15 protein-coding genes and 1 pseudogene are annotated in these 17,386 nt (G+C 53.4%); 7 read left to right on the top strand and 9 right to left on the bottom strand.

From position 1 onward, the window contains the following. Window positions 1-217: pseudogene (locus tag ACR0AM_RS08935) on the top strand (glucose-1-phosphate thymidylyltransferase); the annotation flags it as partial. 302 nt (window positions 218-519) lie between these two features. On the opposite strand, the gene ACR0AM_RS08930 reads toward ACR0AM_RS08935, so the two are convergent. From ACR0AM_RS08930 to ACR0AM_RS08905, 6 genes are all read right to left on the bottom strand, one after another. Then, window positions 520-1,695 carry a rhamnan synthesis F family protein gene (locus tag ACR0AM_RS08930; RefSeq protein ID WP_480622694.1) on the bottom strand — a complete coding sequence of 392 codons (1,176 nt, stop codon included), beginning with the start codon at window positions 1,693-1,695 and terminating at the stop codon, window positions 520-522. Between the two features lie 435 nt (window positions 1,696-2,130). Then, on the bottom strand, window positions 2,131-3,054 hold the full coding sequence (locus ACR0AM_RS08925) for a glycosyltransferase (protein WP_480622693.1): 924 nt from the start codon (window positions 3,052-3,054) through the stop codon (window positions 2,131-2,133). A 20-nt stretch (window positions 3,055-3,074) separates the two neighbouring features. Next, window positions 3,075-5,369: a glycosyltransferase family 2 protein gene (locus ACR0AM_RS08920; RefSeq protein ID WP_480622692.1), complete on the bottom strand. Its 2,295-nt coding sequence runs from the start codon at window positions 5,367-5,369 to the stop codon at window positions 3,075-3,077. Window positions 5,370-5,444: 75 nt separating this feature from the next. Beyond that, window positions 5,445-6,545, bottom strand: coding sequence for a DegT/DnrJ/EryC1/StrS family aminotransferase (locus ACR0AM_RS08915; RefSeq protein WP_480622691.1), 1,101 nt, complete (start codon window positions 6,543-6,545; stop codon window positions 5,445-5,447). Beyond that, window positions 6,542-6,955: a sugar 3,4-ketoisomerase gene (locus tag ACR0AM_RS08910; protein WP_480622690.1), complete on the bottom strand. Its 414-nt coding sequence runs from the start codon at window positions 6,953-6,955 to the stop codon at window positions 6,542-6,544. Before ACR0AM_RS08910 ends, ACR0AM_RS08915 begins: the two co-directional genes overlap by 4 nt. Next, entirely contained in the window at window positions 6,952-7,428 is a 477-nt protein-coding gene (locus ACR0AM_RS08905) for an acyltransferase (protein ID WP_480622689.1), read from the bottom strand. Before ACR0AM_RS08905 ends, ACR0AM_RS08910 begins: the two co-directional genes overlap by 4 nt. Window positions 7,429-8,247: 819 nt before the next feature. Between ACR0AM_RS08905 and ACR0AM_RS08900 the strand changes: the two genes are divergently transcribed. The 5 genes from ACR0AM_RS08900 (at window position 8,248) to ACR0AM_RS08880 (ending at window position 14,447) form a co-directional block, all read left to right on the top strand. After that, window positions 8,248-9,114: a glycosyltransferase family 2 protein gene (locus ACR0AM_RS08900; protein ID WP_480622688.1), complete on the top strand. Its 867-nt coding sequence runs from the start codon at window positions 8,248-8,250 to the stop codon at window positions 9,112-9,114. A 364-nt stretch (window positions 9,115-9,478) separates the two neighbouring features. Beyond that, on the top strand, window positions 9,479-10,276 hold the full coding sequence (locus ACR0AM_RS08895; RefSeq protein WP_480622687.1) for an inositol monophosphatase family protein: 798 nt from the start codon (window positions 9,479-9,481) through the stop codon (window positions 10,274-10,276). Between the two features lie 4 nt (window positions 10,277-10,280). Beyond that, window positions 10,281-11,975 carry a Na/Pi cotransporter family protein gene (locus ACR0AM_RS08890; RefSeq protein WP_480518249.1) on the top strand — a complete coding sequence of 565 codons (1,695 nt, stop codon included), beginning with the start codon at window positions 10,281-10,283 and terminating at the stop codon, window positions 11,973-11,975. A 154-nt stretch (window positions 11,976-12,129) separates the two neighbouring features. Further along, window positions 12,130-13,230: an alpha/beta hydrolase gene (locus tag ACR0AM_RS08885; RefSeq protein WP_480622686.1), complete on the top strand. Its 1,101-nt coding sequence runs from the start codon at window positions 12,130-12,132 to the stop codon at window positions 13,228-13,230. Further along, window positions 13,227-14,447 carry an MFS transporter gene (locus ACR0AM_RS08880; protein ID WP_480622685.1) on the top strand — a complete coding sequence of 407 codons (1,221 nt, stop codon included), beginning with the start codon at window positions 13,227-13,229 and terminating at the stop codon, window positions 14,445-14,447. Before ACR0AM_RS08885 ends, ACR0AM_RS08880 begins: the two co-directional genes overlap by 4 nt. Here the strand turns inward: ACR0AM_RS08880 and ACR0AM_RS08875 are convergent. From ACR0AM_RS08875 to ACR0AM_RS08865, 3 genes are read right to left on the bottom strand one after another with little or no spacing between them, the layout of a single operon-like run. Further along, entirely contained in the window at window positions 14,444-15,031 is a 588-nt protein-coding gene (locus ACR0AM_RS08875) for a Smr/MutS family protein (RefSeq protein ID WP_480518245.1), read from the bottom strand. The two genes, ACR0AM_RS08880 and ACR0AM_RS08875, sit on opposite strands and share 4 nt — an antisense overlap. Continuing rightward, complete coding sequence (gene mltA / locus ACR0AM_RS08870; RefSeq protein WP_480622684.1) at window positions 15,031-16,071, bottom strand: murein transglycosylase A; 1,041 nt, start codon at window positions 16,069-16,071, stop codon at window positions 15,031-15,033. Before mltA ends, ACR0AM_RS08875 begins: the two co-directional genes overlap by 1 nt. Continuing rightward, on the bottom strand, window positions 16,068-16,730 hold the full coding sequence (locus ACR0AM_RS08865; protein ID WP_480559165.1) for a Tim44/TimA family putative adaptor protein: 663 nt from the start codon (window positions 16,728-16,730) through the stop codon (window positions 16,068-16,070). Before ACR0AM_RS08865 ends, mltA begins: the two co-directional genes overlap by 4 nt. Window positions 16,731-16,838: 108 nt before the next feature. Between ACR0AM_RS08865 and ACR0AM_RS08860 the strand changes: the two genes are divergently transcribed. Beyond that, window positions 16,839-17,339, top strand: a complete 501-nt coding sequence (locus ACR0AM_RS08860; RefSeq protein WP_480622683.1) for an FxsA family protein — start codon at window positions 16,839-16,841, stop codon at window positions 17,337-17,339. The last annotated feature ends 47 nt before the right edge of the window (window positions 17,340-17,386 follow it).

The raw sequence follows: 17,386 nt of genomic DNA, 5'->3' as shown, positions 1-17,386 counted from the left end.
CGGTTATGCCTGGCTGGATACCGGAACCCATGCAAGCCTGCTGGACGCCGGAAACTTCGTGCGCACGCTTCAGGACAGGCAAGGCCTGCAAGCCGGATCACCCGACGAAATCGCCCATACGCTGGGCTGGATCAACGACCAGGACCTCGAAGCCCGCGCCCAAAGATTCGGCAAAAACGAATACGGCGAATACCTCAAAAACCTGCTCAACCAGTAGACTAAGCCAGCGGCATCTGCTTCGGTAAGGCGATCCCAGAAACTTCGTAAATTGAATAAAGAGGATTTCGTTCCTGATCCCGCAACTGAACATTATGGCTTTCACTGGCGGTAAGGTGTCTCGCGCGCTCTCCTGCGCTTGCCGGTGGATCGTCAACCATGGTCTGTCGGAAAAACGCATTTAAGTCAAACTGATCGGCAGAAGAGAAGAACGGCTAAAAAATAACTGATCCCGTTCAGTTTTCATGGAGCGGCTCAGTCTTGCTTTGCCCAATCACAGCCGGAATCCTGAAGCTTGTTACTTCACTGTATATGGGTTTCCGCGTCTTGGCGTACTATTTTGGATGCTTCTTGTTGAATGACCTGGCCCACCGGCCCTTGGATTCGGGAAATAATTGCCAACATCAACCCAGCCCCCTTCGGGGATAGCCACAGCGGAGACTTTTTGAGAAACTGAAAACCACGATGAGACAGAGTGTAGGATGGTAGGCAATAGGCGCAGGCGTAACGCGACACGCTTGTCAGGATAAATGCAATTCGGTCGGAACGCCCCTCTGCGCTAAGTGCATCAAGGCTCAAAACTTGTTCTTTTACTGCGTCCAAGGCAACGTCGCCGGGAATAACGTCGCCGGGAATGATGAGTTCCCGCGCAACCCTATCGACTTCCTTGTCCGTCAAGGCTGCCAATTCGCGGTCAAGCGCATCAACCTCGCATGTGGCGCGATGCGTATACCCATGCTTCAAAACCCATTGTGACAATCCAATTTCACCACGGCGTACCGTTCTTGTTTTGTCATCTCGAATTTCTAGTTTGCGCCAGTACTTTACAAAATCTGGGTTTCTTAAGATGGCTGGACCAAAACCAAGTGCATAAGAAGCATAGTGGAAATTTCGGTGCGTCACTCGAAACTTCCACGTAATATCCCGAAATTTTGCCGGATCGACCCGAGGCATCGCAAAATTGGATGTAGCAGCTGCGAAATCCACATTTAAATCGCGGGCGTCATCAAACCAAGTGCGTTGCTGTGGGACCAACCATGCGGAATCATTTAAGAGCCAAAGCCGAGTCAGCTCTGGGAAACGATTGGCCACCTCCAGTACGCCATCCCGGTACCCGCCAAAATCATATCCGAAGTTTGGACGTTCTATAATCAGTGAAGCGCGCGGGCTAAGTTCAGCAAAATCTGTCGCGCTGAGCGGCAGGTTGGATACGACGATTGGGGAAATACCTGCCTGAACCATCTGCTCCAAGGCATACAGATGGGAAGGCAAGACTCCCGTTTTAGGAAAGATAAGAAATATCCCGATTTCTGAACCAAATGAAACTGCGCCTCGAGAGCGCTTCACTTGGCGAGACAACACCCAATCGTAATACCGGCGGAGATATACATGCCGCAGAAGTTCGGCGGGTAGGTGCATGAGCTTGCGGCCCGCGCGCGCGAATTCTCGCTGAATTTTCCATAACGGGGGTAAATTCATCCACTCTCGTCCAATTGTCGTTTCGATTTCAGTTTCCAGGAAGATTTAGTGGTCACAAATGGGCCGCACTCTTGATCAATGCTTCAACTGATACTGATTTGTTCGACTAGCACATACCCTTAGCTTTCAGAACCCCTGATGATTAACAGGAAAACCGATGACGAAGTTACTCAGCGGTATGATATACGACCAAACCACCTGTTGGCATCGCAGCGTAAGACAAGGGTGACTGACTTGTTTTGTCGGTTACCGAAGAATCCGACTTTGACCATTTGTTTGGAAGCTATAAACTCGTTCTCTTTATTTAGCCAACTGGATCTGTCCCGTTTTAATGCCGCCCTGAGTGCTCGCTTAAACCACATATCGTTCGACGGCGACCGGGCTTTTCCACCCCAACGCTGGTTCTCCAAGCCTATGTATTAGGCTATAAAACGGTTACAAGCGCTTCCGGCGATTGTTCTTTCGCTCTCGTATCATCATACGAACAAGCCTCCCAGGTCTTCTGAGAAGGCTACTTCGCAAGCCTCTTATGCTACCGTAAATGGCGAGCCGAGCTTCGACATCAAATAGCTCACATCGCAAATCCTTCATAACAGGATGGTCAGGGGAAAGGCCAAATGTGGCTCCATCCAACAGTCGAGCACAAATTACACTGCGCCAACGATATAGTTTTTTTCTTCGCTGTGTCTCGAAATCCGATCCCTTCAATTTTTGGGGTTGAAAGGAAACGCCAGTCCCAACACGATATTTAATTAGGGGTTCGTTCAGAAACGAGATACGTCCCTCCAATGCCGCTCGGAACCCCAGAACCAGATCCTCATAAGCCTCGTTATTAGGTAGGGGTCCATACTTGGTGAATAACTCGCGTCTCCAAGCTGCGGTTGCGCCGATGAAAAGCCCCTCCGAACGCGCTATCTGTCGAATGTCATCCGTCATATAGAGAGTCGCATCGGTGTGCATCAAAGGAACAGGTTTGCCATCAGCACCGATGAAATCGGCCCACGAATGTGCAAGCAGAGTATCGTCCAAGACGAGCCTCCCCGCCAGCAAACGTGCGCGATCCGATCGAAACCGATCATCGCCCGCAAACGGGATAATGATATCACCTGAAGCAAGCGACAAAAGCGAATTGATATGCTCGTTGAGCCCTAGATTTTTTTGCGTTTGATTCAAGATCACCTTATGTGGGCCGCTATAGTCCTTCGCTTCTTCTTCAAGTATCAAAAAGGAACTATCTGTCGAGCAATCGTCCGAAAGGAAAATTTCAAGCTCCTCGGCGTCTTGCGCCAACAAATCGCGAACGGCATCACGCACGAATTGCTCCTGATTGTAGCAGACGAGGATAGCAGTAATTCGCATCAGTGGTACGGTCCGATCGATCAGAATCTTTCACGCAACGCGTTACGAAGAGCATGAAATTGCTGGCGCGCCAACCTTCTATTCTTGGTACGATGCCAAAATTTGTCGATGTTTACTTTTTCGTCTGAAGTTACAGATTTTGGGAACACGACTTTGCCGGAGTGGAATATCGGAGATTGCACTTCAACATGAAATCTCTCAGAAAACTCGGACATGACAAATTCTGGCGTGCAGAATCTAGGCATAATCAGCCGGTTTAGGGAAAAAAACTTCACTGACGCTTTCTCGAGGCAATTGTTTTCTTCAAAGAACGTTCGAGAAGAAATCGATTTCATCAGGAGTTCTTCGCGACTAAGTGTCGAGGCAAGCTCGATCAAATCTTTCGGCTTCCGCCAGACGAATTGAAGCGGATCAACAAAGTCGATACCTTGTGGAATTCCAGGCTTTTCAAGTGCATGGCTAACACTTGGAACTCCGCACGCCATAACTTCCACAGCGATCCTCGCTGAGCACACCGGAAAAGGTGCAATGAACAGATCGACATTCTCAGAAATCAACGAGCCACCAAAGTCTTCTGCCCAGGGTATGTGACGAAAACGCTCACCAGGAATGCGGCGTTTGCGCAGCGCAGCGTTAATAGCCTTCTTTGTCTTGTCGGAAAGAGGGCCATAGTGAATATGCGTACCAGCGCTCGCCTTGAGTACATCAGGTATGATTTTGCTGTAGCTATACACATAGTCACTCTCGACTTTATAGGCACGCGCTGCGGCTGACGCAGTCGTAAGCGAGCCATTGGCCATTGGCCTGTAGTTGCGAGGTCCGAACCTGTCCGAAAAAAACGGTGGAACGAGCGAGAATTTCGCATGTGGAATCATCGGCGTGAGAGCTTGGGCCTGACTGACCGTCTTGACGATAATGGTGTCGATCGAACTGTTCAGGACGGCGAGCGAAAGCCCGTGATCATAGACGAAGTCAAATACGATCCGCGCACCGAGTGGGCGCTGGATGGCAGCATCTCCGACCGGATCGTTATGAGTGATGATCGGGAAAATAATTCCGGGCGACTCCTCGGCTAATAGTGCTATGATGCCTTCAAGTCGATCAGTGCGCGATGTATCCGACGAGGCCTGCCAGTACCACAGATTGTCGCCAGAGAAATGCTCCTGGAATATTGTCTCGTCCGTCGGGATCTTATGGGTCGAAACGATTCCGACCTTGTACCCTTCCGCGAGTAAGATTTTTGTTAAATCTTTGATCTCCCTAAATACTCCACCGCCACCCGGAACAAGACCCGAGACCAGCAAAACCGCATGTTTGGGGTCCGTATTTCGATTCGCCGCCGTGACTCCGGCGTCAAGACACATGGCGCGACCGACGGCTTCACAAATCTCATCAACAAACCGGAACGCAAAAACTCCGTGAAAGGCCAAATCCCGATATTGAAAAACCTTTGAGCTTGCGTGCTCGGCTAGCAAAAGGAAATCTTCTAGTGAACACGAGTTGGCATTCTTATTGACTGGTGGCGACGCGAGCACCCTATCCCTACGATCGTCAAGCAATTTGTCGGTTTTGGATCCAGGGTCCCGTACGACCTTTTCTCTTAGCGCCTCTACGATCCGTAAATTAAACGCACGTTGTTCCTCGTGCTGCATGCTCGACCAAAGTCCCTTTCCGTGAAAGTTGTAGATGCTCCAAACGTTCGGTAGAAACTTGCATTTTAGTTTCGAGGAAAACGCAGAAAAAAAGAAAATCGCGGTGTCGCCGCGAAACTCCGGTTCTAGGAAATAGTCAGGAAGTGACTTCGCAATTTTTCGAAACAAAAGTGAAGACGTGTGACAATAGACATCGCCACCAATGCACAATTCATACGACCAATCGCGCTCACTCAAATCGCCGTGCATCAAACAGGCGCCATCGTTCATTTTTACAAGCGTATTATGTCCGACCGCAAAATATTCGAGATTACATTCGAGGAATTCCACTTGGTTTTGCAATTTGTCGTATGAAACGAAGCAATCATCCCCATCAAGCACGTGGAAATATTGCCCCTTCGCTAGATCATACGCGCGCTTGAAACTGAACCCCTTTCCAGAGTTGCACGCGTTGCGTAAGACTGTGACGTTCGGATAAACACGCGCGATGCCCTCCAGTATCTCAGGAGTCTTGTCCGTCGAACAATCGTCAACTACTAGGATCTCAACTTCGAACTCCGTACGCTGCAAAGCGACCGACTCTACAGCAACCGCAATGGTCTTCTCTTCGTTGAAGACCGGAATAATCACTGAAACCTTTGGAGAGCTTTCAAGGCGTTGCATGGGCAAATTAGCCCTCCTTCCCATCGAAAAGCGAAGCTTTCGTGTATCCCCGTGCTATGCGCTAGCCCTTGGGATCTAATTTTCTAACTTGGTAATCGTCTCGACAACTATCTCAGCAGCTTCAGTGGACAGATGTGGCCCGATCGGCAGACTGAGTGCTTTCTCCGAAATGCTCGACGCTATCGGAAATTGATGGCGAGGAAAGCCCATTTCAACATACGCCGCCTGCTCATGCGGCGCGATTGGATAGTGGATTTGAGTTGAAATGCCCGCTTTCTGAAGCTGTATTTGCAGTGCGTCCCTATTTTTGCTTTGAACTACAAAAAGATGCCATACTGGGTCGGCCCAGTCCGGCACCTCAGGCAGGATCAAGCTCGTGTTTTCAAGGCCATCAAGATAGAGTTGTGCGATATTACGTCGACGTTCGTTCCACGCGTCGAGATATCTGAGTTTCACTCGAAGAACTGCGGCTTGCAAGGTGTCGAGGCGACTGTTTACGCCTTGCGCTTCATGTTGGTATTTCTCCCGTGACCCGTAGTTCCGAAGCACGCGCAACCTATCAGCAAGATCATCGTGGTTTGTGGTGATTGCGCCACCGTCCCCGAATGCGCCTAGGTTCTTTCCTGGATAATAGCTCCAACACACAACGTCGCCGTGCCCCCCAACGCGAGTGCCCTTGTATTTGGCGCCATGGGCTTGCGCAGCGTCTTCGACAATAAACAAGTCTTTCGCGCGTGCGAACTCGAGTATCGAATCAAGATCGGCAGGCAGACCATAAAGGTGTACGACCATGATAGCTTTAGTGCGTGGTGTAACCGCTTTTTCAAGCGCAGCCGCCTCTATATTGTAGGTGCGAGGGTTTGGCTCTACGGGCACTGGCAGGGCTCCTACCGCCGAAATGGCCAGCCAACTAGCGATAAAAGTATTGGACGGAACGAGAACCTCGTCCCCAGCCCCAACGCCGAGGGCGCGGAGCGACAGAACCAATGCATCAAGACCGTTGGCGACACCTATAGCGTGCGCAGCACCGCAGTACTTAGCGAATTCACGTTCAAACGTATCGACCTCCTCACCAAGGATATACCAACCATTTGCCAGCACTCGAGTAACTGTATCGTCAATTTCAGCTTTTAGCTCACGATATGTCGCACCGAGATCTAAGAAGGGAATTTTCATTTCGACTGTTTCACCGCATCAACAAAAGTATGATAATCTCGAAAATAATCCGCCTCGTCATAAAGGTTCGACGCAAGAACCATGCAAACTGCACCAGATGAGAAGTTGTCCAGCTCTCGCCAAATCATCGGGCAAACTAAAAGCCCTTTGTAAGATCGGTTCAAATGAAAGGTCTTCTTCTCGTAGCCATCGTCGAGCGAAATATCAAAACTACCCGATACCGCAATTATAAGCTGTGTCAACGCTAGATGCGCATGCCCCCCTCGTTCGGCACCGCCTGGCACATCATAGAGGTAGTATATGCGCTGAATGCAGAAAGGCACATGTCGCCCACCCTCGATGAAAGTCAGGTTTCCACGCGGATCCGAAACTTTCGGTAAGTCAATTATTTGGCAGTCGGATAGGCTCATTTGGCAATCCCTACGTTTCTCGCTGGATTACCGAGTACGAGCATTCCATTTGGGACGTCTTTCGTCACAACCGCACCAGCTCCGACCATGGCACCCGCACCGATTGAGATACCGGGCATCAAAACAGCGCCCGCGCCGATCGAAGCCCCTGCACGAACGACAAGAGACGGAAACGATTCAGGGTACTGCCGACTTTTTGGATATTTGTCGTTTGTGAAAGACACGTTTGGCCCCACGAAAACGTCGTCTTCCAACCTGACACCGTCCCACAGCTGTACACCGGATTTCACTGTCACGCGATCTCCGATAACAACATCATTCTCAATAAAACAATGGGAGCAAATATTTGTCTCCCTACCAATGACGGCCCCCCTGAGCACAACCACATACTGCCAAATCCGAGTGCGGTCTCCTATCGCTTCACTCTGAACATCAGCGGTAGGGTGGATCATGACATCTTTACTGTTTTTCATGCACTTACCGTTTCAAATGTTTCTCAGTATTGTTGCCCCTTGTAGCGCCTTAGCAGGAAGCAGATCAAGTTGCCGTGAGCGATGTTTTGCCGGAGCTTGAAGTGGTTCCAGAAAACTGGACCGCGAGTTAATGTGGATTTCGAACCTTTTAAGGGTTACGAGAATGGCGTAGCGCAGGAAGTCAACAGACCAGTTTAAGGCCGAACTTGCGTTGGAATCGCCGGGTGGTGACAAAGCGAACCAGGAGATCGCGGCGAGGCACTTGATGCACCCGAACTAGGTCAGCACTTGGAAGCGTCAGGCTCTCGATGGCGTGGCCGATGTATTTGCACGTGGCGGCAAACTGGAAGGGCCGACAGAAGCAGAGATCAAGGAGCCCAATGCCAAGATTGGGAGGCTGGCCGTCGAGAGTTTTGGTCCGAAGGGCTGAAGCGGTGAGCCTACAGCGTTTTGCGTAGACCAGGTTTTTTGTTACGCGAGCAATTCCCAACCCAATCGCGCGTCGTTTCGCAGCCGACTGCAAAAATTCGTTCCGCGGACACGCCTTCAACAACCTGTAGGCTGAGCGAGTAAAGGAAAGGTGCCTATACAGCATATGAAATGATAGAACACGGGCAACGGTGATGCTTCAGGCGAAGTCGGGATACCTACTGATTATCGCCTGGCAACAAGGGTAATTGAGATTGCAGACAGCAACTTGACGATATCAACCGGACCGCTTACGTGGGGCTGATCAAGTTTGCTAGGAAAGCCTTCTGGGGTGAAGGCGAAATTACCTCGAACTAATCAAGCACCGAGATGTAAACGAACGGACAAGCATTGGAACCGCGTGTTACAATTATCAGTGTAACCTACAATAGTGCCAGCACTCTTCCTCAGATGCTGGCGTCGGTTCCCGATGGTGTTCCGATAGTGTTGGTCGACAATGGTTCGGGCGATTTAGAAGAGCTAAAGCGGCTTGCACAACTCAAGAACGCCAAACTCATTCTAAACGACCAGAACATGGGTTTTGGAGTGGGGTGTAACCAGGGTGCAGCCGGGGTAGAGACCGAATACTTGCTGTTTTTGAACCCGGACGCGCGCTTATCGAACGGCAGCTTGGAGAAGTTGCTGGCCGGTGCAGACCGTCACAAAACTGCTTCAGCGTTCAACCCCGCATTTACTCAAAAGTCTGGCAAAGGATTGCTGAAACGATCCAGTGTCTTGCTACCACGTAATAAGTGGTTGCGCGGGATTGAAACCGATACTGATTTACAGGTTCCGATATTGTCTGGCGCAGCGTTGCTTGTGCGCCAGTCGGCGTTCGAGAAGGTCGGTGGATTCGATGCAAATATCTTCTTGTACCACGAAGATGACGACATCTGTCTGCGTTTGAATGAACAAGTGGGGCCCTTGATATTCCTTCCCGACGCGGAAGTAACCCATATTGGTGGAGAATCTTCTCCCAAAAACCCAAAGATAGCTGCGATCAAAGCCTGGCACATGGGTCGCTCACGTGTTTACGCGGCACGCAAACACAAACGCCCGGCTCCTTTTTTGAATGCATTGATAAGTGCTTTACTGCAGGTGGCTTCACCTCTGGTTTTGTTTTCAAAACGAAAACGCGCCAAACAGGTGGCTTTTCTACGCGCTGTATGGTCAACGCGGAACTTGTCTTCATCGACTTCGGGCAAACAGCACGAGTAAAAACGCACGGCTTTTTTCAAGCTTTCCGGCCCCCAACGGACCTCTGACATTGGAGTTTGACTGTTTTGCAGACAACCGGCCTGAGTCTGCAAAAAACAGTCGGCGTGGTATTTCTCTAAATCCACACATTTATCTTGAATACGAGGTAATGTAAGATTTTTCTGTTGTATTTGGGTGGTTTTGTGGGATTACTGTGGAAACTTGTGGTGGAATTTGAGGACCCCGATGCAGCAAGACTCACTTCAGACAAAACGTGAGTGCCAAAGGCTTTTGTTTAGGCTTTACCCGGACCGACGCCGACAAGGGGCTTTCTAACTTATCGCCTCCAATACCCGCGCTTCATCGCTAAACAGGATAGAATCGAATGCTGAATCCAAGGACCTCACAGACCGACGAAAGCGCCGACCTGCTGTCTCATGCGGTAAAGATAGCTGACCTGGCCAGCGAAGCAGCGCGGGGGTATTTTCGTGGCGCGCTCGGGGTCGAGTTCAAATCGGATGAAAGCCCGGTGACACAGGCCGACAAGAGTGTTGAATCCCAGGTTCGCGCCTATCTTGAACAGTATTTCCCCGATCACGGCGTCTTTGGAGAAGAACATGGGTTCGAAGGGCAGGATTGCCGCGAGGTTTGGATCATCGACCCGATCGATGGAACCCGGTCATTCCTGTCAGGTCATCCGCTGTTTGGATTTCTGTTGGGGCATCTGGTTGACGGCAAACCCGATATCGGCGTGATCGGCATGCCGGCGATAAATGAAGTGTTTACCGGCGTTGTTGACCGGGGCGCCACGTTGAATGGCCATGCGATCACGACTTCGGCCCAAACGCGGCTGGATCAGTCCATTCTTTTTGTAAACGAAGGGGACAAGATCTATCGCGATCATCCGGCGTTATTCGACAGGTTGATGCAATCTGGACAGACCAGACGGTTCGCCTATGATTGCTATCCCCATGCCCTGCTGGCGGCGGGTCATGTGGATGCTGTGATCGACTATGATCTACAGCCCTATGATTACCTGCCAGTGCTGGCCGTGGTTGAAGCTGCGGGTGGGGTGATGACAGATTGGCAGGGTCAGCCGCTTGACTTGAATTCTGACGGCCGGGTGATTTCAGCAGCTACACCCGAGCTGCACGGGGAAATGTTGGACTTGGTGAACGGGTAAGATCATGGCGATAGTAAGCTTTCTCATCAGCCTGGCCGGAGCCACGATGCTGCTGCTTTACGCAGTGCGGATGGTCCGCACTGGGATCGAGCGCAGCTATGGGGCTTCGTTCCAGCGCCTCATGACGGGCCAAAGCCATTATGCGCAGGCGTCAATGGTGGGTATTGTGATGGCGGTGGTTCTGCAAAGCTCGGCAGCGGTTGCCCTTTTGACATCGGGTTTTGCTGCCGGAGGTTTCCTGACCTTTCCCACCGGTCTTGCAATCGTGCTGGGCGCTGATCTCGGTTCGGCGCTAATTATTCAGGTGTTGTCATTCCAGTTGGGTTGGCTGATACCGTTGCTTCTGGCGGTTGGCGGGTATCTGTTTGTCAAGACCGAGGCCAAGAGGCCCCGGCAATTGGGGCGCATCCTGATGGGGATTGCGTTCATCTTGATTTCATTGCGCTTTTTGCGCGAAGCCATGGACCCGATCCGGGACAGTGCCTTTTTGCCTGCCGTCGCCGAGTATCTGGCACGCGACTATATTACAGCGTTTCTGGTCGGCGGCGCGCTGGCCTTTGTTATGCATTCCTCGGTCGCGGCAATCCTGATGTGTGTGACGCTGGTCCAGATCGGCGCAATCCCATTTGCCGCCGGGCTGTCGCTGGTATTGGGGGCCAATTTCGGTTCAGCTTTCATACCTGTTTGGCTGAGCAGGGGGATGGAAATGCCCGCCAGGCGCATACCCTTTGCCAACCTGGCCTTGCGCGGCAGCTGGGCGATAGTCACCCTTTTCGCGGCGACTGCGGCACTGCGTGCCGGTGTTCTGGGGGATTTGCAGGGCGGTCAGATGCTGGTCAATGCGCATCTGGCGTTCAATGCTTCGTTGCTGGTGCTTGCGCTGCCCTTCTGCGGGCGATTGCGCGCGCCGTTCGAGCAGTTTTTTCCGGACCCGAAATCTGCGAACGCGCTGGCCCAGTCAGGTCGCCCGGCCAGTGCGCTGGACGTACGCACTGCTGGCAGCCCGTCCCAGGCGCTGTCCAGCCTCAAGCGTGAACTGCTGCGAATGAGTGATCTGGTCGAGTCGATGTTCCGCCCGTCGCTGGAATTGTACCGCAGCGGTGACAAGGACCAGATACGCGCCGTAAGGGACATGGACGAAGATGTGAACGACTGCCTGTCGGGTATTCGAAAATTCGTGGCTGCCATTCCCGAGGAGACGTTCGGAAAGCAGAACGCAAAAGTGGCGCGCGACCTGATGGAATACGCAATCCGGCTGGAAACTGCGGGCGACGTTGTTGCCAAGCGGCTGACTGTTCTGGCGGGCGACATGCGGAAGAAAGGCGCTTCATTTTCAAAAGACGGCTGGTCGGAACTGGTTGAGATGCACGAAGGCATCCTCGCCAACCTCAAACTGGCCTCAAACGTTCTGATCTCGGACGATCTGGAAAGCGCCCGTCTGCTGAGCCTTGAGAAAACCGAAATCAAACGGGCCGAGCGTGACAGCCGCAAACGCCACCTCAAACGCTTGCAGCACGGCAGTACGGAAAGCTTTGAGACCAGCGATATCCACTTGGAAACCCTGCGCGCGTTCCGGGAATTCAACAGCCACATCGCTGCGGTGGCCTATCCGATCCTGTATCGAAACGGGCAATTGCTGGAAACACGCCTGATCGAAGAAATGCCGCGCAAAGAGCAGGGCGAGGACACAGAGGTCTAGGGATGATTGCACCGGCAAAGGTTGGTTTCGTGCGGATACGGTCTGTTACATATTGTAACCGCTCAGGCCGGTTTCTGCCGCTTTTGCGCGTGGCCGTGCTGGACGCGGGATTAGAATAAGGTAGCGTGTCGGCACTTGTTTCCGGGGGCTATCTGTGCTGCGTTTCTTAATCTTCATTCTGTGTTTGGTCGTGCTGACGGCCTGCGTCGACCGGACTGTATCCGAAACGCTTCCATCTGCATTGAAAATCGGAACTCCCGAAACAGTTTTTGCGGCCACCACACGTGCGCGCGAGCCCGATGGCGCGTATGGATTCCGCCGCGCAGAACGCCTGCAATTTCTGGAAACGACCGTGTCGATACCACCTGGCCGTTCACCGGGAAGCCTTAAATTTTCATACGCAAACCCTGACCCGAGAAAGCAGTTCGTACTGGCAGAGGTCGATCAGCTAAGCGGGCCGCAACAGTTGAAGGACAGGCTGAGGGGGGCTGACGAAGTCACGATTTTTGTGCATGGCTATAACTCCACTCAGACAGAGACATTGTTCCGGGCTGCTCAGCTGTCACATGATATCGGTATTCCCGGTCAAATCCTTGTCTATTCATGGCCCAGCCGCGCGACGGGCTATGGTTATGCCTATGATCTGGACAGCATGTTGTTTGCCCGTGATGGGCTGGAGGAAACCATTCGTCTTCTCAAGTCGATGGGGGTCAAGCGGGTGGCCCTTGTGGCGCATTCAATGGGCGGCGCGCTGGCTATGGAGATGATACGGCAAACCGAACTGAAACAGCCGGGCTGGGCAAAGCGAAATCTGGAAGGTGTTATTCTGATCTCTCCCGATCTGGACGTGGATGTTTTTCGGTCGCAGATGAACAGTATCGACAATCCTCCTGATCCTTTTGTCGTGATGGTGTCCAAGAAAGATAAGATCCTGAACATTTCAGGTCGGCTGAGAGGAACCGCCGATGGTGAAAGGCTGGGCAATATCGGATCGGCCGAGAAACTGTCCGAATATCCGATTGAAATCGTGGATACGACTGCCTTCAACAGCGATGCGGAATCTTCCCATTTTGTGGCCGCCACTTCTCCGGCCCTGTTGACTATCCTCCGCTCCGTGCGCCGGGTCAGCGAAACCTTTGGGCGCGATGACCGGCGCGGGATCGACATCCTCGTACCGCCAAGCCAGCGCAATCCTGTTGGCGCAACAGAAATCGTGCTGACTGAAACCGGCCAGGCCCAGGTGAGCAATCCGTGACGCGGGTTTCCCTGCACCGGTTTCTTGTGGACAACGCGACCTGGCTTGCGACCGGCGTTCTGCTGACATTTCTGTCCAGTTTCGGGCAAACCTTTTTCATCTCGGTCTTTGCTGGTGAAATCCGCTCTGAATATGGCCTCAGCCACGGCGCATGGGGTGGGCTGTACACGTTAGGCACGACCCTGTCTGCAATCGTGATGATCTGGGCTGGAGGGTTGACGGATATCTTCCGCGTACGGGTATTGGGCCCAGTTGTGTTGGCGGGACTGGCGTTGGCCGCCATTGCAATGGCGCTGAACACCTGGCTGCTGCTGTTACCACTGGTGATCTTTCTGCTGCGGTTATTTGGGCAGGGGATGAGCACGCATCTTGCCGTGGTCGCAATGGCGCGCTGGTTCACGGTTACGCGGGGCAAAGCACTTTCCATCGCGTCCACCGGCTATGCGCTTGGCGAGGCGTTGTTGCCGCTGATTTTTGTTGGCGCCATGGTCTATCTGGATTGGCGCTGGCTGTGGGTTGCCGCGGCGGGCATCACGGCGCTGGGTATTCCGGTTCTGATGCGGCTGCTGCGAGAAGAGAGAACTCCACAAAGCCTCGCCAACGCGTTTTCAGCATCGGGAATGCAGGGAAAACACTGGACCCGGCGGGACGCTCTGTTCCATCCTTTGTTCTGGTTTATGGTGCCATCAGTGCTTGGGCCATCCGCATTCATCACCGCATTTTTCTTCCATCAGGTTTTTTTGGCCGATGTGAAGGGATGGCAGCATATCCAACTGGTGGCTCTATTCCCGATCTTTACCGGAATATCTCTGTTTTCCATGTTTGTCGCAGGCTGGGCGCTGGATAAATGGGGGACCGCCCGGATCATGCCCTACTACCAGCTTCCGATCGCACTTGGGTTCGTCATTCTGGGCACAACCAATTCGATCAGCGGCGCGACCCTGGGGCTGGTCTTCCTGGCTTTGACCGTTGGAGCAAACAGCACATTGCCCAGCGCATTCTGGGCCGAATTCTACGGAACCCGGCATATCGGTGCGATCAAGGCGATGGCCGCGGCTGTCATGGTGCTGGGATCGGCCATCGGCCCCGGCCTGACCGGCGTTCTGATTGACCTTGGCGTTGCGCTGAACACACAGTTCATCTGGGTTGGGGTGTTCTTCGTGCTGGTTTGCGTTCTGGTCCGAACAGGTATTTCCCGCGCCCGTCGGGATTTTTAGCGCATTCGCCTGAGATAGACGTAATAAGCACCCTCGCCGCCATGACTGATATGCGCGGGGTTGATCTGCATCACCGCCTGCGCCAACGGCGGTATGGACAGCCAATGCGGCACTTGATTGCGTAATACGCCACGCGGCGTCGGGATTGGGCCGGGTTCGTCGCGGTCCTTGCCCTTGCCGGTTACCACCAGAACCAGTCGTTTACCTTGTGCCTGCGCGCTCAGGATAAAACGGATCAACGCAGGATGGGCCGTATCAACCCGCATACCGTGAAGATCCAGCTTGCCTTCGGGCTTTAGCTTACCGCGCTTCATCCGGCCAAAAGCCTTGATATCCATCTGAACAGGCGCGGCACGCAGCGCGTCCGTCAACGATGGTTTCAGATCGTTTGGCTTCGAGTTCGGCTGAAGGTTCTGACCAAGCTCAAACACCTCAAACCGGGGTTTTGGTGTTTTTCTGGGCCTGGGTTTCGGCAGGGTGGTCGGATGGACGGTCTGAGGACAGTCCGGATGCAGACGCTCGGCCTGTTTGGTGACCTTGCGCCAAAGCTCGATCTCATCGGTTGTCAGTTTGCGCCGGGTCATCAGAATTCATCCGGCAACAGGGCATAGGCGCGCTGAATAGGCAACAACAGAACCATCCGACCCGGATCTTTCAGCCTGCCCGCAGCCTGTCCGGCTTCTTCACCGGTACCGAAAAAGATGTCCGCCCGTTGCGCACCTTTGATGGCCGCGCCTGTGTCCTGCGCGATCATTAGCCGTCGCAACGGGTTTTCACCGTCCTTTTCCACCCAGACAGGTGCGCCCAATGGTGTATAGGTGGGGTCCGCCGCAATCGAGCGCATTGTCGTGATCGACCGGTTCATCGCCCCCAAAGGTCCAAATTCGGGGGCAACGCGTGAAACCTCGCGAAAAAACACGTATGACGGGTTGTGAAACAGCAACTCGGCACCGGCCTCGGGGTTCTTGCGCACCCAGGCGCGGATCATCTGGGCGCTGACCTCATGCGCACCCAGAACCCCGCGTCGCACCAACTCGACACCGATCGACCGATAGGGGTGACCATTCGCACCACCATATCCAACCCGCAGCGCACCGCCATCCGACAATCGAATACGCCCCGAGCCCTGAATTTGCAGAAAGAACAGCTCAACTGGGTCGTCGACCCAGGCAATCTCTAGCCCGCGGCCCTGCATCACATCGCCGGTCAGGATGTCACGACGGCTCAGCCATGGTCCTTCCGCACGGGCTTCGGGTGGCATCTTGTAGATCGGGTATTTGAAACGGTCTGTCCGGGTGCGCGCGCCGTCAAGCTCGGGTTCAAAATAGCCGGTAAACAGGCCCTCTTTGTCATCCTCGACCAGAACAGGGCGGAAGAATAACTCGAAAAAGGCGCGGGCAGCATCCGGTTCATATGTTCTGGCCACACCACACAAGGCGCGCCAATCCGGGTCATCCAGATCACCGCACGTGTTCAGAAAAACGGAAAGGGCCGCGCCGTGGTCGTCCTCCGCCCAGCCCTGCAGATCGTCAAACGACAGAATGGATCGCATTGCCTCGGCTCCGGCAGCGCTGGCGGTGGTCATTGCGCCCACCAGTAAAAGCGACCGAAGCGTTGCAATCATGCGTCCGTGGCGACAAGCAGCCAGTTCGGATCGTCCTTGCCCATGACACGGGCAAAGGTCCAGCTGTCTTTCTGGCGCTTCACGGTATTCGGGTTGCCTTCGACGATGTCGCCTCCGCGATCGCGCACGACCGAGGTCAGCTCTCCCACGAACTTCATCGTGATTTCGGCCTGGTTCGTATCCTTGTCGAATTTCACATCCGTCAGGGTGGTTTCCCGCACGCCGATGAATTCAGCCTCGATGGTCAGGCCCTGATCTTCGCGCGCTGCCACGACCGAAACGAAAGTCTCGAACACTTCTTCCGACAGGAAAGGCTGGATTTCATCCAGATTGCCCCTTTCAAACCCCATCACGATCATCTCATACGCACCGCGCGCACCCTGAACGAACTCGCCGACCGAGAAGCCGGGCTCGACACGTTTCATTGCAGCCAGGGTTTGCGCCTGTTCGCTGTCTTCGGCGACATGGTCGGTAATGTCATGATCCGGGCCGCCATCGATCACCTCGAAACCGCGGCGCGATTTATGGGCTTCGGGCTGTTGCTGCACAGGCGGTTTTTCAAAGCCTTCACGCGTGCCCAATACGCTTTTGAGGCGCAGGATCAGGAAAATGGCAATTCCGGCCAGGACCAGGAGCTGGATCATAGGGTTGTCGCTCATTTCATTCTCTTTTCAACGCCGCGACTTTGTATACACGGCCTCATGCCACTATGTAGGTGACAGTGAGTGGCAAGTCCACAGCCCGGCCTAAGGGAAAGGATAACGCAAATGTATCTGTTCTTGGCATTTTTGTTGGTGCCCATAATCGAAATCGCGCTGTTTATTCAGGTTGGTGGTTTGATTGGGTTGTGGCCGACACTTGCCATCGTAGTGCTGACCGCGGTTCTGGGCACGGTTTTGGTGCGGACACAAGGTCGCATGGCGCTTGGACGGCTGCAACGGTCCTTTGCCGAATTGGACGATCCGACCGAACCCCTGGCCCATGGGGCAATGATCCTGTTGTCGGGCGTTTTGTTGCTGACACCGGGTTTTTTCACTGATGCCGTTGGTTTTGCGTTGTTAGTTCCCGGTATCCGCATCGCCGTTTTCCGGTACCTGAAATCCAAGGTTACAGTGACTCAGTTCCAGATGGGGCCGGGCCCCGGATATCAAACCCGGGGGACCCCTTTCGATCAGGGCGATATCATCGATGGGGATTTCACCGAAGTTCGGCCAAAAAAAGACTCCTCGAAGCCTTCGAAATGGGTGGAAGGCCCCCACCAGCATTGAGGTGCCGCGCCCAACTTGCTAAGCAGTGGCGAATTTCATTTTTGGAG

The sequence above is a fragment of the Ruegeria sp. AD9 genome (assembly GCF_056542305.1).
Note: the sequence above shows the minus strand (reverse complement) of the source record. Positions and strands in the feature narration are given on the sequence as shown.

Bases quoted from the DNA above. Each gene is read 5' to 3' on its own strand.
- ACR0AM_RS08930 (WP_480622694.1), bottom strand. From the start codon at position 1,695: ATGAATTTACCCCCGTTATGGAAAATTCAGCGAGAATTCGCGCGCGCG.
- ACR0AM_RS08925 (WP_480622693.1), bottom strand. From the start codon at position 3,054: ATGCGAATTACTGCTATCCTCGTCTGCTACAATCAGGAGCAATTCGTG.
- ACR0AM_RS08920 (WP_480622692.1), bottom strand. From the start codon at position 5,369: ATGCAACGCCTTGAAAGCTCTCCAAAGGTTTCAGTGATTATTCCGGTC.
- ACR0AM_RS08915 (WP_480622691.1), bottom strand. From the start codon at position 6,545: ATGAAAATTCCCTTCTTAGATCTCGGTGCGACATATCGTGAGCTAAAA.
- ACR0AM_RS08910 (WP_480622690.1), bottom strand. From the start codon at position 6,955: ATGAGCCTATCCGACTGCCAAATAATTGACTTACCGAAAGTTTCGGAT.
- ACR0AM_RS08905 (WP_480622689.1), bottom strand. From the start codon at position 7,428: ATGAAAAACAGTAAAGATGTCATGATCCACCCTACCGCTGATGTTCAG.
- ACR0AM_RS08895 (WP_480622687.1), top strand. From the start codon at position 9,479: ATGCTGAATCCAAGGACCTCACAGACCGACGAAAGCGCCGACCTGCTG.
- ACR0AM_RS08890 (WP_480518249.1), top strand. From the start codon at position 10,281: ATGGCGATAGTAAGCTTTCTCATCAGCCTGGCCGGAGCCACGATGCTG.
- ACR0AM_RS08875 (WP_480518245.1), bottom strand. From the start codon at position 15,031: ATGACCCGGCGCAAACTGACAACCGATGAGATCGAGCTTTGGCGCAAG.
- mltA (WP_480622684.1), bottom strand. From the start codon at position 16,071: ATGATTGCAACGCTTCGGTCGCTTTTACTGGTGGGCGCAATGACCACC.
- ACR0AM_RS08865 (WP_480559165.1), bottom strand. From the start codon at position 16,730: ATGAGCGACAACCCTATGATCCAGCTCCTGGTCCTGGCCGGAATTGCC.
- ACR0AM_RS08860 (WP_480622683.1), top strand. From the start codon at position 16,839: ATGTATCTGTTCTTGGCATTTTTGTTGGTGCCCATAATCGAAATCGCG.